This window comes from Kitasatospora purpeofusca (assembly GCF_036010405.1).
GTDB classification, from domain to species: Bacteria; Actinomycetota; Actinomycetes; order Streptomycetales; family Streptomycetaceae; genus Kitasatospora; species Kitasatospora purpeofusca.
On the sequence record NZ_CP108561.1, the window covers coordinates 1372352 to 1398002 of the forward strand.

At 71.8% G+C, this 25651-nt stretch carries 23 protein-coding genes; 8 read left to right on the plus strand and 15 right to left on the minus strand.

Going from position 1 to position 25651, the window contains the following annotated elements:
- Nucleotides 1-105 precede the first annotated feature (105 nt).
- The 6 genes from OG715_RS06010 to acsA all read right to left on the minus strand — a co-directional run bounded on the left by OG715_RS06010 (nt 106) and on the right by acsA (nt 6696).
- The gene (locus tag OG715_RS06010; protein WP_266276711.1) at nt 106-867 is read right to left on the minus strand and encodes an MIP/aquaporin family protein; all 762 of its coding nucleotides are present in this window, start codon (nt 865-867) and stop codon (nt 106-108) included.
- Between the two features lie 368 nt (nt 868-1235).
- Nucleotides 1236-1478: an acyl carrier protein gene (locus OG715_RS06015; protein WP_266276709.1), complete on the minus strand. Its 243-nt coding sequence runs from the start codon at nt 1476-1478 to the stop codon at nt 1236-1238.
- Entirely contained in the window at nt 1475-2857 is a 1383-nt protein-coding gene (locus OG715_RS06020) for a 2-oxo acid dehydrogenase subunit E2 (RefSeq protein WP_266276707.1), read from the minus strand. The genes OG715_RS06015 and OG715_RS06020 overlap by 4 nt, the downstream gene beginning before the upstream one ends.
- 1 nt (nt 2858) lies before the next feature.
- On the minus strand, nt 2859-3860 hold the full coding sequence (locus OG715_RS06025) for an alpha-ketoacid dehydrogenase subunit beta (RefSeq protein WP_266276706.1): 1002 nt from the start codon (nt 3858-3860) through the stop codon (nt 2859-2861).
- The gene (gene pdhA / locus OG715_RS06030) at nt 3857-4792 is read right to left on the minus strand and encodes a pyruvate dehydrogenase (acetyl-transferring) E1 component subunit alpha (RefSeq protein WP_266276705.1); all 936 of its coding nucleotides are present in this window, start codon (nt 4790-4792) and stop codon (nt 3857-3859) included. Before pdhA ends, OG715_RS06025 begins: the two co-directional genes overlap by 4 nt.
- Nucleotides 4793-4902: 110 nt before the next feature.
- The gene (acsA, locus tag OG715_RS06035) at nt 4903-6696 is read right to left on the minus strand and encodes an acetate--CoA ligase (RefSeq protein WP_266276703.1); all 1794 of its coding nucleotides are present in this window, start codon (nt 6694-6696) and stop codon (nt 4903-4905) included.
- A gap of 402 nt (nt 6697-7098) precedes the next feature.
- Here acsA and OG715_RS06040 point away from each other — a divergent pair, with 402 nt between their 5' ends.
- The 4 genes from OG715_RS06040 to OG715_RS06055 all read left to right on the plus strand — a co-directional run bounded on the left by OG715_RS06040 (nt 7099) and on the right by OG715_RS06055 (nt 11302).
- Nucleotides 7099-7851, plus strand: coding sequence for a nitroreductase family protein (locus tag OG715_RS06040; protein ID WP_266276701.1), 753 nt, complete (start codon nt 7099-7101; stop codon nt 7849-7851).
- A gap of 378 nt (nt 7852-8229) precedes the next feature.
- The gene (locus OG715_RS06045; protein WP_266276699.1) at nt 8230-9138 is read left to right on the plus strand and encodes a slipin family protein; all 909 of its coding nucleotides are present in this window, start codon (nt 8230-8232) and stop codon (nt 9136-9138) included.
- 89 nt (nt 9139-9227) lie between these two features.
- Nucleotides 9228-9593, plus strand: a complete 366-nt coding sequence (locus OG715_RS06050; RefSeq protein WP_266276697.1) for a hypothetical protein — start codon at nt 9228-9230, stop codon at nt 9591-9593.
- A 383-nt stretch (nt 9594-9976) separates the two neighbouring features.
- Nucleotides 9977-11302, plus strand: coding sequence for a PP2C family protein-serine/threonine phosphatase (locus OG715_RS06055; protein WP_266277436.1), 1326 nt, complete (start codon nt 9977-9979; stop codon nt 11300-11302).
- 271 nt (nt 11303-11573) lie between these two features.
- On the opposite strand, the gene OG715_RS06060 is transcribed toward OG715_RS06055, so the two are convergent.
- Nucleotides 11574-12539 (minus strand): 1-phosphofructokinase family hexose kinase, encoded by a 966-nt coding sequence (locus OG715_RS06060; protein ID WP_327064119.1) that lies wholly within the window; start codon nt 12537-12539, stop codon nt 11574-11576.
- 393 nt (nt 12540-12932) lie between these two features.
- Here OG715_RS06060 and OG715_RS06065 point away from each other — a divergent pair, with 393 nt between their 5' ends.
- Nucleotides 12933-13181 carry a cation-transporting P-type ATPase gene (locus OG715_RS06065; protein ID WP_266276695.1) on the plus strand — a complete coding sequence of 83 codons (249 nt, stop codon included), beginning with the start codon at nt 12933-12935 and terminating at the stop codon, nt 13179-13181.
- 109 nt (nt 13182-13290) lie between these two features.
- Nucleotides 13291-15036, plus strand: a complete 1746-nt coding sequence (locus OG715_RS06070) for a proline--tRNA ligase (protein WP_266276693.1) — start codon at nt 13291-13293, stop codon at nt 15034-15036.
- Nucleotides 15037-15123: 87 nt separating this feature from the next.
- On the opposite strand, the gene ppsA is transcribed toward OG715_RS06070, so the two are convergent.
- The 6 genes from ppsA to ftsH form a co-directional block, all read right to left on the minus strand.
- Nucleotides 15124-17493 (minus strand): phosphoenolpyruvate synthase, encoded by a 2370-nt coding sequence (gene ppsA / locus OG715_RS06075; protein WP_266276692.1) that lies wholly within the window; start codon nt 17491-17493, stop codon nt 15124-15126.
- Nucleotides 17494-17986: 493 nt separating this feature from the next.
- Nucleotides 17987-18409, minus strand: coding sequence for an Hsp20/alpha crystallin family protein (locus tag OG715_RS06080; RefSeq protein WP_266276691.1), 423 nt, complete (start codon nt 18407-18409; stop codon nt 17987-17989).
- Nucleotides 18410-18798: 389 nt separating this feature from the next.
- Nucleotides 18799-18996: a hypothetical protein gene (locus tag OG715_RS06085; RefSeq protein WP_327064120.1), complete on the minus strand. Its 198-nt coding sequence runs from the start codon at nt 18994-18996 to the stop codon at nt 18799-18801.
- 109 nt (nt 18997-19105) lie between these two features.
- On the minus strand, nt 19106-19270 hold the full coding sequence (locus tag OG715_RS06090) for a hypothetical protein (protein WP_266276690.1): 165 nt from the start codon (nt 19268-19270) through the stop codon (nt 19106-19108).
- A gap of 24 nt (nt 19271-19294) precedes the next feature.
- Nucleotides 19295-20062: a PspA/IM30 family protein gene (locus OG715_RS06095; RefSeq protein ID WP_266276688.1), complete on the minus strand. Its 768-nt coding sequence runs from the start codon at nt 20060-20062 to the stop codon at nt 19295-19297.
- 549 nt (nt 20063-20611) lie between these two features.
- Complete coding sequence (ftsH, locus tag OG715_RS06100) at nt 20612-22519, minus strand: ATP-dependent zinc metalloprotease FtsH (RefSeq protein WP_266276687.1); 1908 nt, start codon at nt 22517-22519, stop codon at nt 20612-20614.
- Nucleotides 22520-22791: 272 nt separating this feature from the next.
- On the opposite strand from ftsH, the gene OG715_RS06105 reads away from it, so the two are divergent.
- Nucleotides 22792-23244 (plus strand): universal stress protein, encoded by a 453-nt coding sequence (locus tag OG715_RS06105; RefSeq protein ID WP_266276686.1) that lies wholly within the window; start codon nt 22792-22794, stop codon nt 23242-23244.
- A 39-nt stretch (nt 23245-23283) separates the two neighbouring features.
- Here the strand turns inward: OG715_RS06105 and OG715_RS06110 are convergent, their stop codons facing one another.
- Nucleotides 23284-23424 (minus strand): hypothetical protein, encoded by a 141-nt coding sequence (locus OG715_RS06110; RefSeq protein ID WP_266276684.1) that lies wholly within the window; start codon nt 23422-23424, stop codon nt 23284-23286.
- A 265-nt stretch (nt 23425-23689) separates the two neighbouring features.
- Here OG715_RS06110 and OG715_RS06115 point away from each other — a divergent pair, with 265 nt between their 5' ends.
- On the plus strand, nt 23690-25036 hold the full coding sequence (locus tag OG715_RS06115) for a nicotinate phosphoribosyltransferase (RefSeq protein WP_266276682.1): 1347 nt from the start codon (nt 23690-23692) through the stop codon (nt 25034-25036).
- A gap of 43 nt (nt 25037-25079) precedes the next feature.
- Here the strand turns inward: OG715_RS06115 and OG715_RS06120 are convergent, their stop codons facing one another.
- Nucleotides 25080-25631, minus strand: a complete 552-nt coding sequence (locus tag OG715_RS06120) for a CBS domain-containing protein (protein WP_266276680.1) — start codon at nt 25629-25631, stop codon at nt 25080-25082.
- Nucleotides 25632-25651: the final 20 nt, after the last annotated feature.

Here is a 25651-nt window from a genome sequence, read left to right on the forward strand (position 1 = left end):
CCGTCCGAGTGCGGTCCGGTGTCCGCTCGCACCTCCAGCGTTGCGCCTGCGGCGCGTAGCCGCCAGTGGCACGGCTACCGGCGCCGTGGCCCGGTCGGCTGGTGCTCACCCCGACCGGCCGTCGGGCTCGGAGGGGTGCTCGTTCGGGGGGCCCATCTCATCGGTGCCCTGGGCTGCGTGGGTGGCCTCGGTGCTGGGAGGTCCGCGCAGGACCCAGGCCAGCGGCACTGCGAGGGCCGCGCCGACCAGCGGCCCGAGCAGGTAGATCCACACGGGGCCGCCGTGCCCGCCGACCAGCACCGGTGCCAGACTCCTGGCCGGGTTCATGGACGCTCCGCTGGCGGGGCCCGCCCACAATCCGGCCAGGGCGATGTAACCGCCGATCGCGATGGCCGCGTTGTGGCCGATGTTCCGGGCCCCGGAGGACGTACCGAGGATGACCGTCATCAATCCGAGGCTCAGCAGGACCTCGAGCGCGAACACCGCACCCACACCGATACCTGTCCCGGGCCGGATGGCGCCCACCTGCCCCACCGTCCCGAACAGCGCGCGCAGCACACCGGCCGCCGCGATCGCCCCCGCCAGCTGCGCGGCGACGTACGCCGGAACGCGCCGCCACGGGAAGTGCCCGCGAGCGGCGAACGCCATGGTCACCGCAGGATTGAGGTGGGCCCCGGAGGTCTCGCCCAGTGTGTAGATCAGTGCCAGCACCATCAGTCCCGGTGCTACCACGGCGGCGGGTCGGCCCACCTGGCCGCCGGTGACGCTGTCGACCACGCCCGCGCCGGCGGCGACCAGGACCAGGAAGAACGTTCCCACGCCCTCTGCACTCAGCCGCCGCCACCCGGACCGCTGGCTCGTGGTCATCCGTCGCACCTCCCCGGTAGTTCCTCCACGGTGCGCCGTACGGGCACCGGTCGGCCAGGGCCTGTCGGGCCACCTCTGTGATCACCCGGGTGCGCACGGTCCCGGTGTCCGCTGCGGGAGGGCCGGGGCACGGGCACGACCGAGGTGCTGTCCGTCAAAGCGGAACGAGGCCGACGTCGCGGTCGCCGCCTGCGTGCTGCGCGAACTCGGACTGCACGAGGGCTGCGCACTACGCCTCGACGGCGGGGACTTCGGCGCGCTCGCCGTCTCCGCCCGGAGAGGCGCTGATGCCCGTGGTCCGGCGGACGACCGGGCCCCGGACGCTGTCGCAGTCGGAACTCCCCACTCTCCGCGTCCGCACGGGTACGTCAGGTCCGCTCGGTGAGGAAGGCGGCGGCGCTGTTCAGGGTGGCCAGGCGGGGGTAGTCGTCCTCGTCGATCCGGCAGCCGGCGCGCTCGGTCAGTCGTTCGACCAGGTTCAGGAAGTCCAGCGAATCGAGTTCGAGGGCCTCCCGGAAGGCGGTGTCGGGTCCGATCGTGGTGAAGTCCGCGTCCGGGACGATCTCGGTGAGCGCCTCCTGGACGAGGAGCAGGGCCTGGTCGCGGTTCACAGTTCCTCCGGTGTGCGCAGTAGCCGTTCGAGGGCTGCCAGGTAGCGGGCGCCGGTGGCGCCGTCGCTGGCCCGGTGGTCGGCGGACAACGTCGCTGTCACCACGGGACGCACGCCGAGCAGGCCGTCGACGGCGCAGGGGCGGTCGACCACCTTGCCCAGGCCGACGAGGGCGACCTGGGGCGGGTAGATGACGCCGAAGACCGCTTCCACGCCCTGGTCGCCGAGGCTGGTCACGGTGATGGTGGGGTCGGTGGTCTCGGAGCCGCGCAGCCGCCCGGCCCGGGCCCGGGCCACCAGGTCCCGGAGCCGGGCCATGAGTTCCGCCGGCGACAGGTCGGCCGCCTGGTGGATGGCCGGAGCCACCAGGCCGCCGCCGCGCAGGGAGACCGCGACGCCCAGGTGAACCTCGGGCGCCGGGACGAACCGACCGTCGGCGAAGAAGCCGTTGAGCTGGGGGACCTCACGGGCAGCCCGCGCTGCGGCCTTGAGCAGGAGGGCCGCGGGTACCAGGCGCTCGGAGACCGGGAGCCCACGGTTCTGCTCGCGCAGCCAGGCGAGCGCCGGGCCGAGATCGACGGTGGTGGACAGGTAGTAGTGCGGGATCTCGCGCTTGGAGCGTGCCATCAGGTCACCGATGGCACGGCGCATCGCCTCGGAACGGCCGGCAGTCTCGGCGTGCCGGTCGGGGGTGGGCGACACTTCGGCGGTGGGAGCGGTCTGAGCAGCGGGAGCGGTCTCAGGGCCGGTCAGCACGGCCCGGACGTCGGCGACCCGGATCGCACCGTCCGTTCCGGTGCCCAGAACGCCCGCGAGATCGACCCCGCCCTCGGCGGCCAGGCGCCGTGCCATCGGCGTCGCACGGACCCGGCCTGTCGTCCTCGCCGGCGGGGTCACCACGGGCGCGGCAGCGACCGGGGGCGCGGTCGCCTTCCGGGTCTGCGGCGACGCAGCCGCGGACTCGGGCTGCGGGGCGGCCGGCACATCGGCGCGGGTGATCCGGCCACCGGGCCCCGTGCCGTGCACGGTACTCAGGTCGACCCCGCGTTCCGCTGCGAGGCGACGAACCAGCGGGGTCGGTGCGGGCGCGGGCGCGGCTGTCGGCTCGGCGGGCGCCGCCGGGGTCGGCAGCTGCGTGACAGCGCTCACCGGGTTGATCACGGCCAGCGGCGTCCCGACCGGCACGGTCTCGGCCGGCTCGACCAGCAGGCGCTCCACGACGCCGCTCTCGAAGCACTCCACCTCGATCGCGGCCTTGGCGGTGTCGACGACGGCGACGATGTCGCCCTTGTGCACCTGGTCGCCGGGGTGGACGAGCCATTCGAGCAGGGTGCCCTCGGTCATGTCGGCGCCGAGTGCGGGCATCGTGAACTCGGCCATCTCAGCCCACCGCCCGAAGCGCTGCCGCCACGATGTCGGGGACCTGGGGCAGCGCGGCCTGCTCCAGGTGCGCGGCGTACGGCACCGGCACCTCAGCGCCGCACACCCGCTCGACCGGCGCGTCGAGGTCGTAGAAGGCCTGCTCGGTGATGCGTGCCGCGACCTCGGCGGACAGGCCGCCGCTGCGCCAGCCCTCGTCGACGATCACCGCGCGGTGGGTGCGGCGCACCGAGCCGATGACGGTGGCGTCGTCGAGCGGGCGCAGGCTGCGCAGGTCCACCACCTCGGCGTCCACCTGGTTCTGGGTCGTGAGTTGCTCGGCGGCGGTCAGCGCCTTGCCCAGTGAGCCGCCGTAGGTGATGAGGCTGACGTCGGTGCCGGGTCGGCGTACCGCGGCGCTGTCGAGGTCAACCGGTCCGGGGTCGTCCGCGGTGGTGTCGGTGCCGTTGTAGAGGGATCCGTGCTCGAAGACGATCACGGGGTCGGGGTCGGCCAGGGCCGGGGCGAGCATCCACCGCGCGTCCGCGACGGTGGAGGGTGCAAGGACCCGGATGCCGGGGATGTGCGCGTAGAAGGCTTCGAGACTGTGCGAGTGCTGGGCTGCGAGTTGGCGGCCGGCGCCGGTGGTCATCCGGATCACCAGCGGCACCGCCACCTGCCCGCCGGACATGTGCAGCAGGGTCGCCGCGTTGTTCAGGATCTGGTCGAGGGCGAGCAGGCTGAAGTTGACGGTCATGATCTCCACGATCGGGCGCAGTCCGGCGATCGCCGCGCCGATGCCGGCCCCGACGAAGCCCGACTCCGAGAGCGGGGTGTCCCGGACCCGCTCGGGGCCGAACTCCTCCACCAAACCCAGGCTGACACCGAAGGCCCCTCCGTAGCGGCCCACGTCCTCGCCCATCAGGAAGACCCGGTCATCGGCCGAGAGCGCCTCCCGCATCGCCTCCCGCATCGCCTCGCGGTAGGTCATCGACTCGGCCCGACGATCCCTGCCACCGGTCATGACGACCCCTCGGTCGGGCTGTACACGAAGCGCAGCAGGTCCTCCACCGGTTCGGTCCCGCCCTGGCGCGCGTGGTCGAGAGCCGCGTCCAGCTCCTCCCCGACCTCCTTCTCCACTGCGGCGAACGCCTTGTCGTCAAGGCCGTCCTCGGCCCGCATCCGCGTGCTGAGCAGGGCGATCGGGTCACGCTCCTTCCAGCGGTCGATCTCCGCCTTGTCCCGGTAGCGGTCCGGGTCGTACATGGAGTGCGCGCGGAAACGGTAGGTGCGCAGTTCCAGGAACACCGGTCCGGCACCGTCCCGGATCGCCCGAGCCGCCCTCCCGGCGGCCCGCTCGACGGCCAGCACATCCATGCCGTCGACCTCCCAGGCCACCAGCCCGTACGAGGCCGCGCGGGCGGCCAGGTCGGTCTGGGCGTGCTCACGGTTCAGCGCGGTGCCCATGGCGTAGAGGTTGTTCTCGCAGGCGAGCAGCAGGGGGAGCTCCCACAGGGCGGCCAGGTTGGCGGTCTCGTGGAACTCGCCCTCGGCGAGTGCGCCGTCGCCGAACAGGCAGCAGGTCACGTGTTCCTGTCCGCGCATCCGGTCGGCGAGGGCCAGTCCGGCGGAAACGGGCAGTCCGCCCGCCACGATGCCGTGGCCGCCGTAGAACCGCCGGCTCACGTCGAACAGGTGCATCGAACCGCCCCGGCCCCGACTGCAGCCGGTCACCCGGCCGAGCATCTCGGCGAACACCGACTCGGCGGGGATACCGCGGGCCAGCGCGTGGCCGTGCTCGCGGTAGGTGGTGGCCACCGCGTCCTCGGGTCCTAGTGCGCCGAGGACGCCCGCGGAGACGGCCTCCTCGCCGATGCACAGGTGGACGAAACCCCGGACCTCGCCACTGCTGTAGAGCTCGACGCAGCGCTCCTCGAACTGTCGGATGCGCACCATCTCCCGCAGGAGATCTCGGCGGTGGGCCGCCTGCGGGGCGGGTCCGCCTCGGTTGTGCGTGCGGGTCCTGCCGCGCGAGGCGGTCGGTGCTGCTGCCGTTCGGCGCGGGCTCATCGGGACTCCTCCAGGGCCGAGGTGTCGCCCTCCGGCAGGCCCAGCTCACGGGCTTTCAGCAGTCGGCGCATCACCTTGCCGCTGCGGGTCTTGGGGAGGTGCTGGTCGAAGGCGATCTCGCGGGGCGCGATGGCCGGTCCGAGTCGCCTGCGCGCGAAGGCGGTGATCTCACGGGCCAGACCGGTGCCCGGCTCGAATCCCGGCTTGAGGGAGACGAACGCCTTGACGATCTCGCCGGCGACCGGGTCGGGACGGCCGATCACCCCTGCCTCGGCGACCGCCGGATGCTCCATCAAGGTGCTCTCCACCTCGAACGGCCCGACCAGGTGCCCGGCGGACTTGATCACGTCGTCGGCGCGGCCGACGAACCAGTAGTAGCCGTCCTCGTCGCGCCGGGCGACGTCGCCGGTGAGGTACCAGCCGCCCGCGAAGGAGGCCTCGTAACGCTCCTCGGCGTTCAGATAGCCGCGGAACATCGACGGCCAGCCCGGACGCAGTGCCAGCTCGCCCTCGTGCCCCGGCGTGCCGATCTCCTCCACCTGACCGTCCGTCACTACTGCTCGCCCGTCCGGACCGCGCTCCAGCAGGCCGGCCACGACGCCGGGCAGCGGGCGACCCATCGAGCCGGGCCTGATCTCGGTGGCCGCGAAGTTCGCGATCATGATCGCGCCGGTCTCCGTCTGCCACCAGTTGTCGTGGATCGGCAGGCCCAGGATCTCCTGCCCCCAGCGGACCGCCTCCGGGTTGAGCGGTTCACCGACGCTGGCGATGAACCGCAGCGCCGACAGGTCGAAGGAGCGCGGCAGGTCGGGCGGGCTCCCCCGAGGGCTCGCCCGCATCAGCATCCGGATCGCGGTCGGGGCCGTGTACCAGACGCTCACCCGCTCCTCCGCGAGGATGCCGTACCACCGGCGGGCCTCGTACTCCCCCGCGTCGACCACCATCGTCACCCCGTGGGTGAGCGGCGCGATGACCCCGTACGAGGTGCCCGTGACCCAGCCCGGGTCGGCGGTGCACCAGAACACGTCGTCGGGATGCAGGTCGAGGGCGAACGCGGCGGTGGCGTGATGGGCCACCACGGCCTCGTGCACGTGGATCGCACCTTTGGGAGTACCGGTGGTGCCGCTGGTGAAGTGCAGCAGCGCCATCTCCTGCGGGTCGGTGCCCGGGATCGTGAACGCCTCGGACGCCTGCGCCAGCATCGCGTCGAAGGAGCGGGTGCCCGGCAGCGGCTCGGTGCACGCTCCCACGATCAGCACCGTTTCCAGCTGCGCCAGCTGCTCGCGCCGGGCCGCCACCTTTCTCCGGTAGAGGTCCTCGGTCGTGACCAGCACCCGCACACCGCCCAGCCGCAGCCGTTCCTCGACCGGGACCGGCCCGAAGGCGGGGAAGAGCGGGCAGAACACCGAGGTGTTCTTCAGCGTCCCGAGAACGGACACGTACAGCTCAGGGCAGCGGCTCAGCAGCGAGGCGACCCGGTCGCCGCGGCCCACGCCCAGTGAACGCAGCACATTCGCGAAGCGGTTCGTCCAGCGGGCCAGCTCGTCGTACGTCACCGTGCTGACCTGCCTATCCACGGCAACGCAGCGCAGCGCGGCGCGCTCGCCGCGTCCGGCGGCGACGTGCCGGTCGACCGCCTCGTACGCGATGTTGAGACCCCGGCCGCCCGGCAGCCCGTCGAGTGCCTCACGCGCCGACTCCCACGAGAAATCGCGCCGGGCCCGCTCGTAGTCGGCGAGATTGGGCGCGACTCCTGGCACCGGCCGAGCACGAATGGCCTCGGTTTCCATGGCTGCTCCCTTCCGGATTGCCGATAGGGCCTCCTCCAGCCTGACAGACACGGGACCGCCCGGCCTGGGGGCGCGGCAAGGGCCCGGTCGCCCGCCCCGGGAACTTCGCGCCGCGCGGCAGCGGGGAGCAGCATGGACGTGGGATGCACACACCCTGCTGAACCGAAGAGGCGTCCCGACAGCGGAAGGATGATCGATCATGGCTGAACCGGCCCTCACCCTCGATCAGCTGAAACTGCTGGCGGCCGCCGCGGGCGCGGCACCGTCGGTGCACAACAGCCAGCCCTGGCGCCTGCGGCCCACCCCGGATGCGCGGCGAATACTGGTCTTCGGTGACCCGAGGCGAGCCGTCGCCATCGCCGACCCACTGGGCCGGGCCCTGCACGGTCCGTCGGAGCGGCCGTGTTCAACCTGCGAGTCGGCGCCGGTCGGCTCGGCCGGGCGGCGAGCGTGGGCCTGCTCCCCGACCCGGCCGACCCGCATCTGCTCGCCGAGATCGGCCTCGACGAGCCCGCAGCGCGGCACCCCTTCGGGCACCACCTCTACCCCGCAATCCGGAATCGTCACTCCAGTCGGCAGCCGTTCACCAACCGCGACATTCCGGAGACCGTCCTCGGCGAGCTGATCGAAGCCGCACGGGAGGAGGAGGCGGTGCTCTCCCCGCTCGAGGAGGACGGCGTGCTGCGCGTCCTCACGGTGACCGCTGAGGCCGAGCGGCGCACCACCGCCGACCTGGCCCGCCAGGCGGAGACCCGCAGCTGGCTGCGCCTGGAGGCTCCTGCCTCCGACGGCGTCCCGGCCGCGGCGCTGGGTCCGCAGGACCGCGACGCCCGGGTTGCGATGCGCGACTTCACCGCCGGGCGCCCCGACGCCCTCACCCCGCGGCACTTCGAGCCGCTCCCCCAGCTGTGCCTGCTGAGCACCCGCACCGACCAGCCCGCGGACTGGCTGCGCACCGGACAGGCGCTGGAGCACGTCTGGCTGCTCGCCACAGTCCACGGCCTGCGCGCCTCCGTCCTGCACCAGGCCGTCGAATGGCCCGAGACCCGGTGGCGCCTCCGCGACCCCGACAGCCCACCCGACCACGTCCAACTCATGCTGCGGCTCGGCTACGCGGTGGGGCGCAGCGGTGGGGCGCAGCGGCACGAGCGGTGAGTGAGTGGGGGTGCTGGGCACTCCCACTCAGGTGCGACGCAATGCCGGCGGACGGTCGCCCCCGGGGGTGTGGTTGCGGGCGAGGCGCAGGGTGGCCGGGTACGTGCCTTGCCGGCCGCCCCGCTCCGGTGCCGGCGTTCGGGCGACGGATGCCGCTCCCGGGGACGCCTTCGGTGACCCGCCGGCGCAGGAGGTCCTGCACTTGGGTGGGCCGGTCACGACGGGAGCGGGCCCGTTCGGCCCTGTCGCCGGCACCGGATGCGGGGCAGGCTCACGGTAGGACCGAAGACCGGTCCCGCGCCTCCTGGTCGCTCTGCTCGCGGCGACGCGTTCCCGGACCTGGCTGTCGAGGCAGGCCCGCAACCGAAGGGAGCCGACATGACCGCCCTGATAGCGGTCCTGGTGGTGCTCGTCATCCTGGTCCTGATCGGGCTCGCGATGTCGATCCGCATCGTCCGGCAGTACGAAAAGGGGGTCGTCTTCCGGTTCGGCCGGATCACCGGAGCACGCGACCCGGGACTGCGCCTGATCATCCCGTTCGCCGACGTCATGCACCACATCTCACTGCGGATCGTCACCATGCCGATCCAGTCCCAGGGCATCATCACCCGCGACAACGTCAGCGTCGACGTCTCCGCCGTCGCCTACTTCCGCGTCGTGGACGCGATCAAGTCGGTCGTCGCCATCGAGAACGTGAACTCCGCGATCAACCAGATCGCCCAGACGACCCTGCGCAAGGTCGTCGGCCGGCACACCCTGGACGAGACCCTGTCCGAGACCGACCGCATCAACCTGGACATCCGCCAGATCCTGGACGTCACCACGACCGAATGGGGCGTGGACGTCACCCTGGTCGAACTCAAGGACATCCAACTGCCCGACACCATGAAGCGCGCGATGGCCAAGCAGGCCGAAGCCGAGCGGGAGAAGCGCGCCAAGATCATCAGTGCGCAGGGAGAGGCCCTGGCCGCCTCCGCACTCGGCGAAGCCTCCGACACGATGATGGCCCACCCGCTCGCCCTCCAACTGCGCAACCTGCAGAGCCTCGTCGAGATCGCCGTCGACAAGAACAGCACCGTCGTCTTCCCTGCACCCCTGATGAGCACCATCGGCGAACTCGGCTCCTTCCTCTCCCGCGAGGCGACCGCCGCCGCCGCTCCCGCACCACACCCACGCCCGGACACCCCGGACACCTCGGACACCCAACTCGCGACCAAGTCCGTTCACCTACCTGCTCCCGACCCCGTTCACGTACCGGCGCCCAACGGGGCGACCGGGACCCCGTAGCCGTCACCGTCCCCTTCCGGCCGAGGCCGAGGGGACACGGCCTTCGCCGGAGACCGGTGCAGGGCATCGCACGGAGGGCCCACGAGAAGATGACGCAGCCGTTCCACACACCGCACCACGGGTCTCACCGCCTTGCCGAGCGCTGGAAAGCCGCGGCGGCCGACCGCCGCGCGCGGGCCGCCGCCCGGCGGTGGCGGCACTTCGGCACCGAGCCGCGCTGGGCACGCAGCGATCTGCCGGCCCGACGGCTACTCGGACGGATCTTCGTCCCGTTCTTCCTGCTCGGGGCCATCGTCTTCACGTTGCTTGCGGCGAACGCACTGCCCGCACCGCGCGCCGACCGAGCGTTCTTCACGGGCCTCGCCGTGCTGTGCGCCGTGTCCACCGTCGTCGCGGTGATCGACCTGATCGTCATCCGGCGCCGGTTGGCAGAGCAACGACGGTGGCACCGCTGACGACGGGGCCGAGCGGAGGGCACGGTCGCACGAGACCGGACGGGCGCGGCACCACCGCACCGCCGGGCGCAACGAAGTCCCTGCAGGCTTCCCGATCACCCACCGGGGCCCCAGGTCCAGGGATACGGGCAACACCACGGCGGGAGACCTGTCCGAGTGCTACCGCGGCAGCTGAGGACGCGACTGCGCCGGTCACGGTCGCGGCCGGCGACGGACCTGCCTACGGTTGGGAGCAGGACGCGCCGCCGCGTCCGGCGTCCGGTTGCGCGACGCGTCGAAGGTACGGTCGTCCAGCACGGGAATCGAAGGTGGGCCGGGTGGATCCGGAGGATGGATCCGGGTGGGCGGACGTTCCCGACCGCAGCCACCGAATCGACGACGAGATGGACCGGATCGTCGGCCGTCTACGGGACCTGGCCCACACCCAGCGCCGATTCCAGGACCTGCTGGACGCGGTGATGGCGGTGGGCCGGGACCTGGACCTGCCCGTCGTGCTCCGCCGGGTGATCACCACCGCGATGAGCCTGGTCGACGCCCGCTACGGCGCACTCGGCGTGCTCAGCGAGGACGGCGAACACCTGGAGGAGTTCATCCCCGTCGGGCTGAGCGAGCAGCAGGTCGCAGCGCTGGCCGGGGTCGCCCTCCCGCACGGTCGCGGACTCCTGGGGCACCTCATCGAGCACCCCGAACCGCTGCGTGTCGCGGACATCGGCGCCCACCCGGACGCCGTGGGCTTTCCGCCGGGCCACCCGCCGATGCGGACACTGCTCGGGGTGGCACTCACCGGACGCGGACGGGTCTACGGCAACCTCTACCTGTGCGAGCGGCGCGACGGACTGCCCTTCGACGACCACGATCAGGACATCCTCGTGGCACTCGCCGGCGCAGCCGGCCTCGCCATCGAGAACGCCCGCCTCTACCGGCAGGTCCGCGCCAACGCCGAGTACTTCCAGCGCCTCCTCCTTCCCAGCCTGCCCGATGTGACACCCTTCTCCGTCGCAGCGATCTACCGCCCCGCCGCCACCCCGGACCACGTCGGCGGCGACTGGTACGACGCCCTGATGCTCCCCGACGGCGCCTGCGCCCTGGTCATCGGCGACGTCGCCGGACACGACCTGAAGTCCGCCGCCACCATGGCCCAGACCCGCAACATGCTGCGCGCCCTCCTCTACGACCGCCGCACCCCGCCCAGCCGCGTCCTGACGCAGCTCGACCGCACCCTCCAGGCGATCACCGACAACCCGATCACCACCACCTGCCTCGCCCGCATCGAACCCGCCGAGGACGGCTGGACACTCCACTGGAGTAACGCCGGACACCCGCCACCACTCCTGATCGACCCCGACGGCACCACCCGCTACCTGCACGCCGACCCCGGCCTGCCCCTCGGCGTCGACCCCGACGTGCCCCGCCCCGACCACAAACGCCCCCTGCCCGGCAACGCCACCCTCGTGCTCTTCACGGACGGCCTGGTCGAGCACCCCCACCGCCCCCTGGACGCCGGCCTCACCGCCCTCGCCCAGGTCGCCGCCGCCCACGCCGCTCTGCCCCTCGAAGACCTGTGCCGGACCCTGGCCGACGCCCACCTCACCGATGGACGCGACGACCTCGCCGTCCTCGCCCTGCGCACCCCACCCACCGCGCCGACCCCCGGGACACCGGCGACACACTCCCGGGCCCGGGAACAGGAGGTACCCCGCCCCTGGTAGGCCCGCAGCTCGGTCTCGGCGCTGGTCCTTCAGCACCTGATCCGAGCCGCGTCCCCCCATGTCCATGACCTCGGCCGCTCCGTGGTCCGGCGAGCGCTGCCGCAGGGGAGGCGGACCCTCCGACGCGGAGGGCCTCCGTCTCCGTTCCGCAGCCTCGAAACCCGGAATGCGCCACCACGGCACGGCACCGCCCCGCCGCACCTGCCCGTGCAGTTCGTCGACGTCGCAGCGGCGACCGCCGGCGGGTGCGGACGGCCAGGGGGCGGTTCGGTCATGAACCGGCTTGCCGTCTTGTCCGCACCGCGGGGTAGAGGGACTCAGCAACCTCCCGATCGAACGGTTCGGTGTCGGGGGTGAGCACCGATGCGGCGGCCACGGCCACCCCGAGGGCACAGGCCTCGACCGGATCGTCGCCCGCAGCCAGCCGAAAAGTGAGTGCGGCCACCATTGCGTCTCCGGCCCCGGCGTCGCTGAGTGGCTCGCCGGGCAACGGCGGGACTCTCAACTCGGTATGACCCTGCCTGGTCGAACAGAGTGCGCCGAGTTCCCCGAGGGTGGTGACGGCGATCTCAGTCGCTCCTGCGGCAAGCAGGGACTCGTTGACAGCCCGAGCATCGTCGAAGCTCCGGACCGCCCGGCCGGCGAGGGAGGCGGCCTCGTGATTGTTGCACCTCCGCAGAAAGACGCCCTCGTGCAGTGACTCGCGCAGGGCCCGCCCCGAGGTGTCCAGCACCAGCCGGGCCCCGGCCTCCTTGACCCGGCGGGCGACAGCCGCGTAGAAGGCGTCGGGCAGGCCGCTGGGCAGACTGCCGCTGGCCACGACGTACCGGTGACTGCCGGCTGCCCGGCCCAGCGCGTCCAGGAGACGCTCTCCCTCCGAGGCGTCCAGTCGCGGGCCCGGCGGCACGATGTGATAGCTGCGGCGCGACTCGGTCTCGAACAGCACGAACGCCTCGCGGGTCTCACCCGCGATCCCGAGAGCGAGGTGGTCGACCCCCTCCTCGTCCAGTAGCCGGTTCAGGCGCTGGCCGACCTCGCGGCCGGCGGTGTGGACGGCGGTCGCCCGTCCCCCGAGCCGCGACACGCCCCGGGCGACGTTGATCCCTCCGCCGCCGGCGGCCACGGACCTGACCCGGGCGCGGGTCTTGCCGATGCCCTCCAGGCGGTCGACCTCGCAGCAGATGTCGATGGTGGGGTTCACCGTCAGGGTGAGGATCGGAGGCGTGCTCCCCGGCATTGGGCTCCTCCCGCCGCTACCCGCCGCAAGCGGACCAGACACCTCAGGGCCGCTCATCACGGTCACACGGCGATTGTGATCTCGATCGTCCGTGGCTGCGCTCCCGGGTCATCCGGAGAGAGACGGAACTCCAGGGAAGGGTCCCCGAACAGGTCCTGGCACGAAGGCCACCAGTACCCACGTCCACTAGCAGATCGCCCGCCATCTCGACCTCCTCGCTCGGTCACCCCTTCCATCCTGCTGCGCGGGTACGGGAGGCGCGATCGGGAGCACCCCGTAGCCGCCGGCCCGTGCTGCCTTCCCGCCCCCAAGCCGCACGGGCAGGCAGGCACAGGCCCCGGCCTGAGGTGTCGTTCCGCCGGCGGGGTCCCAGCCGGACCTAACGTCTGTTCGGTGAAGAGTCGACACGAAACGTGGGTGCGGCCTCCCGGGCTCGATCCCGAGGAGGCGGCGGAACTGCTCCTGCGCGATCTGCACAGTTCGCGGGTCGGACTGACCTCGGTCGAGGCGCAGCGGCGGCTGTTGCAGTACGGCGGCAACGAATTGCGTCGGCGTGGCGGGCGGCGCCGGATGCCTCGGACGGGGAGCACCATCGAAGGGGGCGGGCCGCACCCGGCCTGCGGTGCGGGTCGACTGGAATGACGGACAACCGGCCGACGACCCTTCGGAACGCATCAATCCGGCTCCCGCCGACAAGCCCCTGGAACCGGCCGCGGCAGACCCGTCGGCCATCGAACGAAAGCTGCTGGCCATGCGCTGGTCCCAGATGCACATCCCGACCCTTCGCGAGAACCCGGCGGAGGCCGACGCGCCGAGCCATCAGCTCCTGCTTCGCGCCGGATTCATCAGGCAGCTCATGGCGGGCCACTACTCGCTGCTGCCGCTCGCCGTCCGGGTGCGGTCGAAGATCATCACCATCATCCGGGAGGAGATGACCGCCATCGGGGCGCAGGAGTTCTCCCTGCCGGCAATGCACCCGGCGGCGGTGTGGCGGCGCAGCGGCCGGTGGGATGCCATGGGGGAGGAGATGTTCCGCCTGAAGGACCGCAAGGGCGCCGAACTGACGCTGGGCATGACCCACGAGGAGATCTTCACGTCGCTCGCCACCGAGCTGAAGTCGTACCGTGAACTGCCGCAGACGTGGTACCAGTTCCAGACCAAGTTCCGCGATGAACCCCGCGCCAAGGGCGGCTTGCTACGGACCCGGGAGTTCACGATGAAGGACTCCTACAGCTTCGACCTGACGCAGGAGGGCCTGGACCGGTCGTTCGACCTGCACCGTGAGGCCTACCTGCGGATCTTCGCGCGGCTGGGGATTCCGGCCATCCCGGTGGAGGCGTCCAGCGGCAGCATGGGCGGGGCCGCGTCGACGGAGTTCATGTGCCCCGCCGAGGCCGGTGAGGACTTCGTCGTCCACTGCCCCTCCTGCGGTTACGCAGCCAACAGCGAGAGAGCCGCCTCCCGGCTCGCCGCGATCGCGGACGGTCCGGGCCTGCCCGCGCCGGAGCCGTTCGACACCCCCGGTGTACGGACGATCGACGACCTGGCCTCCCGCTTCGACGCGCCCGCCGAGCGCCAGGTGAAGACCCTCGTCCACGTCCTGGACGGGCAGCTCTCCCTCGTCCTCCTGCGCGGCGACCACGCGCTGGCCGAGCAGAAGCTCGCGGACGCCGGCGGCGTCGGCACGGTGCGGCCCGCCCGACCCGAGGAGATCCGGGAAGCCCTCGGCGCCCTACCGGGAAGCCTCGGCGCCGTCGGGGTCACGTCGGTAACCATCCTGGCGGACGAGGCCCTGCGGGGCCGCAGGGACATGTTCACCGGCGCCAACGAGGACGGTGTCCACCTGCGGGGCGTCGACGTGGAACGGGACATCGCCGTCTCCCGGTGGACGGACCTTCGCGAGGTCACCTCCGGTGAGCCTTGCGTGCGGTGCGAACGGCCGCTGCAGGTCCAGAAGGCGATCGAGACCGGCCACATCTTCAAACTCGGCCACACCTACAGCGACGCCTTCGACCTCACCGTCCTGGACGCCGACGGCAGACCCAGGAAGGTCGTCATGGGCTGCTACGGCATCGGCATCGAGCGGTCGATGGCAGCCGCCGTCGAGTGCCACCACGACGACAAGGGCATCGTCTGGCCGATGGCCATCGCTCCCTTCGAGGCGGTCGTCGTGGTGGCCCAGCCCGACGACGGGGCCACGGCCGCGGCCGGTGAGAAGGTCTACCGGCAGTTGCTCGCCGCCGGGGTGGACACGATCATCGACGACCGCTCCGAGCGGGTCGGCGTCAAATTCCGGGATGCCGAACTCGTCGGCATCCCGCTACGCGTCACCGTGGGCAGTCGCGGACTCGCCAACGGGGCGGTGGAGCTGACCGAACGGGCATCGGACGAGACGCGGCGGATCCCCCTTGCGGAGATCGCCGTCGAGGTGCGCGGGGCCGTCGACTCGGCCGGGCAGAGCCGCGACCGGAGGCAGCCGACCGCTCCCCGCCCCTGATCACCAGCCCCCGACCGCCCGGCACCTGCCCCGGCGGCCTCCGGCGGGCTCATCCCGCCCGAGCCACCCGTGGCCGGGCATGCGCGATCAGGCCCGTTCGGCGGCGGCCACGTGCTCCTTCACGGCCACGAAGCTGTCCGGCGCCACCGAGATCGAGTCGATCCCGGCACGCACCAGGAACCGGGTGAACGCCGGATCGTCACTGGGCCTCTGGCCGCACAGGCCCACCGGGCGGCCGGCCGCGTGCGCCGTGGCGATCAGGGTCTCGATGCTCCGGGTGACGGCAGGATCGGTCTCGTCGAAGAGATGCGCGAGGGCATCGGAGTCACGGTCGACGCCCAGGGTGAGCTGGGTGAGGTCGTTGCTGCCGATGGAGAAGCCGTCGAACCGTTCGGCGAACTCCGCCGCGAGAATCACGTTGGCCGGGATCTCCGCCATCACGTACACCTTCAGCCCGTTGCCACCGCGTGGCAGGCCCTCGTCGGCCATCACCGCGAGCACCCGGTCGGCCTCCCCCGTGGTGCGGCAGAACGGGATCATCACCACCACGTTCGTCAGGCCCATCTCGTCGCGGACCCGCCGCAGCGCCCGGCACTCCAGGGCGAAACCCTCCCGGTATCCCTCGCTGTAGTACCGGCTGGCGCCGCGCCAGCCGATCATCGGATTGGCCTCCAGCGGTTCGAAGGGGCGCCCGCCCACCAGTTTGGCGTACTCGTTGGTCTTGAAGTCGCTGGTGCGCACGATCACCGGGTCCGGCCAGCGCGAGGCCGCGATCCGGGCGATGCCCTGGGCGAGGCGGTCCGTGAAGTACCGGGTCCGGTCCTCGTAACCGTCGGTGAGCGCGTCGACGCGGCGGCGCTCCTCGGCGTCGAGGCGATCGGGATGGACCAGTGCCATCGGATGGGCCTTGACCTGGTGCGCGACGACGAACTCCATCCGGGCCAGCCCCACCCCGTCCGCCGGCAGCTGCCACCAGCGGAACGCGGCGGCCGGGTCGGCCAGGTTCAGCATCACCCGGGTACGGGTCTTCGCCAACCCGGCGAGGTCGATCTCGGACTGCTCGTAGTCGAGCAGTCCGGCATAGACATGACCGTCCTCGCCCTCGGCGCAGCAGACGGTGACCTCCTGGCCGTCGTGCAGCAGCTCCGTCGCGTGGCCGGTTCCCACGATCGCGGGCACGCCGAGTTCGCGGCTGACGATGGCGGCGTGCGAGGTGCGCCCGCCGTGGTCGGTGACGATCGCGGCGGCCCGCTTCATGAGGGGTTCCCAGTCCGGGTCGGTGATCCCGGTGACCAGCACGGCCCCGGCCGGGAAACGCTCAAGCGCGACGGCTGTGGTCAGCGCGCAGACCGCGCCCGTGCCGATCGCCTCGCCGACCGCGATCCCGTCGACGAGCGACTCCCCCGAGCCGGTCAGCCGGAAGCGGTGCAGCATCGTCGCGCGCCGCCGGGACACCACGGTCTCGGGACGGGCCTGGACTATGAAGATCTCGCCGGTCCGGCCGTCCTTGGCCCACTCGATGTCCATCGGGCAGCCGTAGTGCCGCTCGATGACCACGCCCCAGCCCGCGAGAAGGCGCACCTCCGCGGCGTCCAACACCTGACGGACGCGCTCCTCGGCGCTGGTGTCCAGCGTACGGGTGAGGCCCCGGTCGGCGTAGACGGCCTTGCGGCGTTTGGCGCCGATCTCGGTGTGGATGACCGGGTCGAGGCCGGGGTTCTCCAGCAGCGGTTTGAAGACCAGGTACTCGTCGGGGTCGACCTGCCCGCTGACCACCGTCTCACCCAGCCCCCAGGCCGCGCTGACCACGACGGCGTCCGGGAAGCCGCTCTCGGTGTCGAGGGTGAACATCACCCCGGCCCCGGCCAGGTCGGAGCGGACCATCAGCTGCACGCCCACCGAGAGCGCCACAGCGAGCTGATCGAAGCCCGTCCGCTCGCGGTAGTCGATCGCCCGGTCGGTGAACAGCGAGGCGTAGCAGCGCCGGCAGGCGTCCAGCAGGCCCTCCCGGCCACGGACGTTCAGGTAGGTGTCCTGCTGTCCCGCGAAACTCGCCTCCGGCAGGTCCTCGGCCGTCGCACTGCTGCGCACCGCGACGTCCGGGTCCTCCCGGCCGGCCTCGCGTCCGAGCCTGGCGTACGCCGCGGCCAACTCCTCCTCCAAGGCGGGCGGCAGTGGCGTGCCGAGCATCGCGGCGCGGATCGCCGCGCCCACCTCGTCGAGTGGCGCGCCGCCGTTCAGCAGGTCGATCTGGTCGGTGATCCGCTGCCGGAGGCCGCCGGTGTCGAGGAACTCCCGGTAGGCGTCGGCGGTGCTCGCGAAGCCGTCCGGCACCCGGACACCGGCCGGGCCCAGGTTGACGATCATCTCCCCGAGCGAGGCGTTCTTTCCTCCGACAAGCCCGACATCCCCACGGCCGAGACCGGAGAACGGGATCACCTGGCGGATCGTGGACATGGGTTCCTCCGCTGGTGCGAGCAAGATGGCGACGGATGCGCCACGGCGTCACGTCTGCCCTGACGCGCTACGCGCCGGGCCGTGGACCGGCAGGGTCCAGTACACATTGACCGTCCGAATGGCGCGAGCTGACCCAATCCACGAGGACCGCCGGACCGGCTCGTCAGCTGTCGGCGACGCCACGACCCGAGAGGCTGCGGCGCCGGACGGCGGCCACGTTCGGGAGGCGTCGTGCCGTAGCGGACACTTCCGCTCGGGAACCGGTCACGGGCCCGGGCCGACGCCAAGGTATCGGCGATTCGGATCCGGCGGCCGGTGATGGCGGGCCGGGCTACGCGTCGACGACATGACAGTCTCCGCCCCGGGGGCATCACCCGGACCGGACGACCGCCCACCCCACGGCGTCAGCTCACCACAGCTCTCGCCCGGCCGGGAAGCCGCACAGAGCGACGAAGCCATCGGTGCGGTGCCCCGCACCGCACCGAGCCCGTCCTCACCCCTCAGGGCCGCGCGCGATCTCGATCCGACGGGCCTGCTTCTCGACCTCGCCCATCGGGGCCTTCACGGTCAGCACGCCCTTGTCGAAGGTCGCGGTGATGTCCTGCTCGTTCACGCCTTCGGGCAGCCGGACACTGCGGGTGAAGGAGCCGTAGCGGAACTCCGAGCGCTGCTTGTCCTTCTTCTCCTCGGTGCGCTCCGCGTGGACGGTCAGCACCCCGCCCTCGACCGTGATCTCGACGTCCTTCGCGGGGTCGATCCCCGGAAGCTCGGCCCTGACCACGTACGCCCCGTCCTCCTCCGACTCCTCGACCCGGATCATGTGCTCCCCCATCCGCAGGTCGACGGGGAAGTCCTCGAACAAATCCGCAAACGGGGGCCACCAGTGCGATCGCCTGTGCATCAGTTCGCCAGCCATCTCAGACCTCCTCATTCGTCCGGGCATCTCCTTCCATCCTGCTGCGCGACCACGGCCACCGCGATCGGAGCAACCGCCCACCACGGCAACCGCTTTGTCCGATCAGCTGATTCGGATGATGCGGTTCAGGACGGTACCGGGTCAGCCGGTTCCGGATCCTCCCGCTGCCGGGAGCGGCGTGTGCCCGAGCAGGCGGGTTCGGCCGTGAGGGCCGGAGGTGTGGCCTCGTCGGCGAGCGGCGGCGGCACCTCGCGGTCGAGTGGGCACAGCATCCGCAGTCCCGGTGCGAATCGCAGCGCCCCGTTCGAGGGTTCCTCGCCAACCGTTCCTTCCGTACGGCCTGTCGGCCGATTCCTCGCCTGCCGGGAGGGTCAAGTGACCCGGCTCAGTCAGGCTGGACTGCTGTACTCGGTCACGTCAGGCCGTGCCGAACGGCAGAGCATGTCCTGGCCCGGGCGGTCGAGGAGGTTGCCGGACCGCAGCCGCCGATGGAGATCCGGCAGGTCGCAGTGCCCGGCCACGCCGCCCAGGCGTTGCTGGAGTGGTCCCGCGGTGTCGACCTCCTGGTCGTGGGCAGCCGGGGTCACGGCGGAGATCGATCGCCTCGTGAATCGTCTCGGCCACCACCCGCGCCCGCACGGGACGCCCATTCACGTCCAGGCTGGCCCGGGCTACCGCTGACCGCCGCACCGCCGGCTAGCGCCCCTGCGTCAGCCTCACCCGCGCGGACAGCACCGGCTCCCGCGCATGACGTGCCACATCCAGCATCGTGGTGCGCGCGTCATCGGCCGATTCCGGCGGCATCTCGCCCCGGACCTCCAACTCGATCACGGGCACCACTGCAGATGCAGAACGGTTCACGCCCGTCCTCCTAACGCTGCGCGATCACACCGACGACTCCCCACCCGACTCCGCCCGACCCGCGCCCTCCCCCTCCGGGCCCGGGACCGCAGGAAGCTTCGCCTTCAGCCGCTTCAACTCCTCCTCCACGTCCCGGTCCGCACCGATCCGCTCCAGCTCGATCCGGACCTCGTCGACGCCGGCCGGCGCAGCGGCGTCCTCCAGTGCACCGGAGGCCATCAGCTCGTCCAACGCCCCGGAGCGGGCCTGCAGCTGTTCCGTCCGGTCCCGGGCCCGCTGCACCGCCGCGCCGACGCTCCCCATCTCCTCACCGATGCCCGAGAGGGTCTCGCCGATACGGGACTCGGCCTCGGCCCTGGTGTACTCGGCCTTGAGCGTCTCCTTGCGCGTGCGGAACGCCTCCACCCTCGCCTCCAACCGCCGGGCGGCCGCCGTCAGCTTCTCCTCCTCGGCCCGCAGCAACGGTTCCTGCTCCTCCAACCCGCTGAGCTGCCCCTGCACACCCGCCCGCCGGGCCAGCGCCTCTCGCGCCAGGTCCTCATGTCCGGCGGCCAGCGCCTGCTGCGCCTGCTCCTCCAGCTTCCCGCCCGACTTCCGCAACTGGGCGACCTGCAGTTCCGTTCGTTTCCGGCTCGTCGCCACGTCCGCCAGGCCACGCCTCACCTGCTGCAACAGCTCCACCTGCTGGGCGTACGCGTAGTCGAGCACCTCGCGAGGATCCTCTGCCCGATCCAGCACCGCGTGCGCCTTGATCCGGAACAGCTCTGCGATGCGGTCCGCGATACCGGTCATGGACACCCACTCCCTACCTGCAACAACTCGGCCAGGACGGCCGTGACGCGAAAACTCGCCGCTGGATCACCGGCACTCACAGCATCAGCGGTACCTCCACCGTCTCTCCGCAGATGGCACGGCACAACCGGCCGACCCGGCCCTCCGACAGCACACGGCCTCCCACATGTGCGACGACGCGAGGCGCTGCCCGAGCCGTTCCAGGTAGTAGTCGTAACACGCCGTCTCCACGACCCGCCGCTCCTGTTCCGGTGGGACGTGCAGCTGCCGGACGATCTCCTCGTTCGTCCGGGACCGGGACTCGATCGCCTCCTCGCCGGCACGGGCTCGAACCAGGTGTCCGTGATCACCCAGCGGCTCGACCGCGGATTGCTGTGCCACGACCGGCCGGCCCTTCCCCGCCGGCGCGGTACCGGCCCGGAGTCCCCGGGTCGCTCGCCCGCATTCGGCGACATCCACGACCCGCTCCTCGAAGAGGCGCGACACCACACCCGTCGACAGCCGCCGACCAGCCCGCGCGCTGTGCCCGACCGGTCTGCGTGCGGCGGACTACAGCTTCTTCCGCTGCTGGCGCAGGATGCCGAGGACGACCGTGCCGTCCACCGTCTCCTCCTCCACGAGCAGCGCTGCGAGCTCGTCCAACTGCCGTCGGTGGCCGCGCAGCAGGTCGACCGCCCGTGCTTCGGCCTGCCGGAGCAGCCGGGCGACTTCCTCGTCCACGGTGCGCTGGGTCGACTCGGAGTAGGGCCTGCGCAGCATGTCCTCCGGACCGGGGTCGAGATGCTGCGGGGTTGTGGTGGCGTATCCGACCGGGCCGAGCTCGGCGGACAGGCCGAACTCGCGGACCATCCGGGTGGCGATCTGGGTGGCGTTGGCCAGGTCGTTGGCCGCGCCGGTGGAACCCTCGCCGAAGACGACCAGTTCGGCCGCCCGGCCGCCGAGCTGCACGGTCAGCAGGTCGGTGAGGTAGCTCTCGCTGTACAGGTGCCGCTCGGCCTCGGGCAGCTGCTCGGTCGCGCCGAGGGTCATGCCGGCCGGGAGGATGGTGACCTTGGCGACCGGGTCGGCGTGCTCGCACAGCGCGGCCATCAGGGCGTGCCCCGACTCGTGCACCGCGACCGAGCGGCGTTCTTCGGGGAGCAGGGCGTTGGAGGACTCGCGGCGGCCGAGCAGCACCCGGTCACGGGCGGTGTCCAGGTCCCGGGCGGTGATGGTCGCCCGGGAGGCCCGGACCGCGTTGATGGCGGCCTCGTTGACGAGGTTGGCGAGGTCCGCGCCGGAGAAGCCGGGAGTGCCGCGGGCGACACGGTCCAGGTCCACGTCGGGAGCCAGGGTCTTGCCCCGCACGTGGACGACGAGGATGGCGGATCGTTCGCTCTGGTTTGGCAGCGGCACGGTGACCTGGCGGTCGAAGCGGCCGGGCCGCAGCAGCGCCGGGTCCAACGCGTCCGGACGGTTGGTGGCTGCGAGCACGACGATTCCGGTGGACTGGTCGAAGCCGTCCATCTCGGCGAGCAGCTGGTTGAGGGTCTGCTCGCGCTCGTCGTTGCCACCCAGCCTCGCACCGCCACCGCGTCGGCCGCCGACCGCGTCGATCTCGTCGATGAAGATGATCGACGGAGCCCGTTTGCGTGCCTCGTCGAACAGATCTCGCACCCGGGAGGCGCCGACACCGACGAACATCTCGACGAAGGCCGAGCCGGTCACCGAAAGGAACGGCACCTCGGCCTCCCCTGCGACGGCACGGGCGAGCAGTGTCTTGCCGGTGCCGGGCGGCCCGACCATGATCACACCGCGCGGCCCCTTGGCACCGGCGACGGCGTATCGCTCAGGGCTGCGCAGGAAGTCGACAACCTCGCTGACCTCCTGCTTGACGCCTGCGTAGCCGGCGACGTCGGCGAACCGGGTGCCCGGGCGCTCGGCCTCGATGATCTTCGTACGGGAGCGGCCGATCGCACCGAGACCTCCCGTCATGGCCCGGCTTGCCATTCGGCCGGACCGGAGGAACAACCCCGCGATGAGGATCAACGGCAGAACGGCCAGCAGGACCGAGAAGAACGAGCTGCCACTACTGCTCTGCTTGGCGGTGATGTCCACGTGCTGGAACTGCAGCTGGGCGGTGAGTGCACTGCTGTTCAGGACGGTCGGGATCTGGGTGCTGAACTTGGTTCCGTCCTTGAGTTCGCCGGTGATCGCCCCCTTGTCGGTGATCTCGACCGTCCGGACCTGGCCCGCGTCCACCTTCCCGACGAAGTCGCTGTAGCTGTAGTGGGTGCCGCTGCCGGACGGGCTGCGGGACAGCAGGATGAGCAGCAGGGTGATCGCGACCGCCGTGGGCACCAGCCAGCGCCGCCAGGCGGGTGGAGGGGTGGGTGCGGGCTTCGGCGGCTCGCGCGGCGGCCCGGGTGTGGCCCGGCCCGTCGGATGCCGGGTGGAAAAGCGCCTCAGCGTGATCATCTGGTGCATTCGAGCCTCCGCGCCCATCGTCCGTCGCGGCGGCCACGGAGGGCAGGGCCGACCGGTCCACCCGGGCGCGACATCCGGGCGGACCCTCCGGGCCCGCGTGCGAACCCGCCGTGGGAGAAGGATCCTGCAGGAAAGCGGGGCGTTGCTCGGCGATACCGTCACAGGCCCTCGGCGGGTCCGCCCCCGATAACCCGACGGCATGCGCCCGTGTGGAGCGGCCGCCTGGTCGGAAGTCGATGTCGGCCGATCGGAAGGACGAGGCAATGGCTGAGGAACCGGCCCTCGCGGGAAAGATCGTCGTCGGGGTGGACGGCTCGGAGCAGTCCCGACGGGCTCTGCGCTGGGCCGTGCGGCACGCCGAGCTCACCCACTGCGTGGTGGAGGCGGTGATGGCCTGGGAGCCGCCGTTCTCCGGGTGGGGCAGCGCGGTACCGGTCGGTGAGGAGGCGCACCTGGCGGAGGTCGCGCGCAGGGTGCTGGCCGAGAACGTCGAGAAGGTGGTGGGCTCTGCGCCGCCAATCGACATCCGGCTAAGAGTCGGGGAGGGCACACCGGCCTGGGTCCTGCTGTCCGCCGCCAAGGAGCAGGCGTCCCTGCTCGTCGTCGGCCATCGCGGGCTCGGCGGCTTCGAAGGCGCCTTGCTGGGCTCCGTCGGGCAGTACTGCGTTCAGCACGCCCCCTGCCCGGTCGTGGTCGTCCGCGACACGCCGAACTGACCGCCGAAAGCCCGCATGAACCGGGCCCGCGAGGTCGACTCACTGGTCGGACTGACCTTCCTCAACCGGGTGCGTCTTCGTCCACTCCTCACCGCAGCGGCAGTGGAACTGCTCCACCAGCTCGCCGTCGTTGTTCACACCGAGCCCCTTGCGGAGCCGCACATGGACGTGGCCACTCATGGTCTACCGGCCTTCACTTCGTACTCGAAACAGGGCCCCCATCATCCACGGGCGACCACGGGCAGGGAAGGGGCGGCCCGAGGTGTCCGCTTCGTGAGATCGGAGCACCCGGGCAATCACCCCGCACGGACGGGTCGCACGGGTCGGCGCTTCGGCGGGAGGCATCGCCGCGGTCACGGTGACGGCAGAGTCGCCGGTAGTGGACTCGAACCGGTGGGCACGATCACGCCGCAGTCCACGACCCTGGCAGCGGGAGGTTGAACCGATGTCGACAGCACGGGTCACCGATCTGTACGAGGTGACGATGGCGCACTCGTACCTGCGGGAGCAGATGACCGCTCCGGCGACGTTCGACCTGTTCGTGCGCAAGCTCCCGCCAGGCCGGGGCTTCCTGGTGGCCGCGGGCCTGGAGCCGGTACTGGACTTCCTCGCCGAGCTGCGGGTGGACGAGGAGGACGTCGCCGCCTTCGCCGCCGCCCTCGGCCGGCCGTACCGGGCCTTGGAGCCGCTACTCGGACTGCGCTTCACCGGCCAGGTACGGGCCGTGCCCGAAGGGCGGATCGTGCTCGCCGGCGAGCCCATTCTGGAGGTGACAGCGCCGCTGCCCGAGGCGCAGCTGGTGGAGTCGTTCCTGCTCAACCAGGTGTGCCACCAGACGGCGGTGGCGTCCAAGGCGGCGCGGTGCGTGATCGCGGCGGCCGGTCGGCCGGTGGTGGACTTCTCGTTGCGCCGCGCGCATGGCGTGTCGGCGGCCGAGCAGGCGGCCCGGTTGGGTGCGCTGGTCGGCTTCGCCGGGACGAGCAACGTGGCTGCCGCGAGCCGGTACGGTCTGCGGGCGGTGGGCACGATGGCACACTCGTACATCGAGGCGTTCGGCGACGAGGCCAAGGCGTTCCGGGCCTTCGCCCGCGCCCATCCCGGCCCGGTGACCTTTCTGGTGGACACCTTCGACACGGAGGCCGGCGTCGCGGTCGCCGCCCGGGTGTTGCACGAGCTCGGGCTGCACGAGGGCTGCGCGGTACGCCTCGACAGCGGAGACCTCGGGGCCCTCGCTGTCTCCGCCCGGCGAATCCTGGACGCCGCCGGGCTGCCCGAGGTGCGGGTCACCGCGAGCGGCGGCCTGGACGAGTACGCGGTGGAGGAGCTGATGCGCACGGGGGCTCCGATCGATCTCTTCGCCGTCGGGACACTGGTCGGGGTGGCCGCCGACGCGCCGTACCTGGACGCGGCCTACAAGCTGGTCGCCTACGACGGCCGGCCGATGATGAAACTCTCCACCGGCAAGGTGACCGCGCCCGGGGCCAAGCAGGTCCACCGCGCGCCCGGATTTGCCGACACCGTCGCACTGGCCGACGAGCCCGCGCCGGCGGGCACCCGGCCGTTGCTGGAGACCGTGATGGCGAACGGCCGCCGCACCGGCCCCGCCCGGTCACTCACCGAAGCCCGCGCCACGTTCGAGGCCGACCTCGCGGAACTCCCGGACGCCGCCCGCCTCATAGTCGACCCGCAGGCCCCGATGCCCGCCGTCTCCGAACGGCTGCGGTCACTCGCCGACGAGGTCCGCCGATCCATCGAGGCGCGATGTCGAACGGTCCGCGACCCGGACGGCTGAGCGGGCCAGCCCCATCCGCAGGGGGGCGACGGGTGGAGACCTGTCAGTCGGGTGCGACGAGCCTGACGTCGGCATCCACAACGCCGGGGACGGCACGCACCAACCGTTCCATCACCGGGAGTGCCGAAGCGTCGGGCAGCGTCCCGCGCAGGGTGATCCGTCCCTCCTCCGCACGGACGTCGACGGCCGAAGCATGTTCGGGCTTCAGCACGGCGAGGAGTTCGAACCTCACCTGGTGGGCGAGGTCCTCGTCGGTGCGCAGATGGACCTTCAGGAGGTCGCTGCGGCTGACGATGCCGACCATCCGGCCGACCTCGTCGACCACGGGGAGCCGCTTGACCTTGTGCCTGTCCATGGCCCGGGCGGCCTCCGGGACGGACCAGGAGGCGTGCGCGGTGACGGCCGGACTGGTCATCAGCCCGCCGGCAGTCTCGGCCTCGGCGCGCGACCGGTCGGCGGCGTCCAGCCAGCGGCCCGAGCTGCGGCCCTCCGGATCGGGCAGGACAGCCTCCTTGCGGAGCAGGTCGGCCTCGGAGACCACACCGATCGGGCGCCCCTGGTCGTCGACGACGGGAATCGCGGCCGAGGAACTCATCGTGGGGAAGGGTGTGCAGC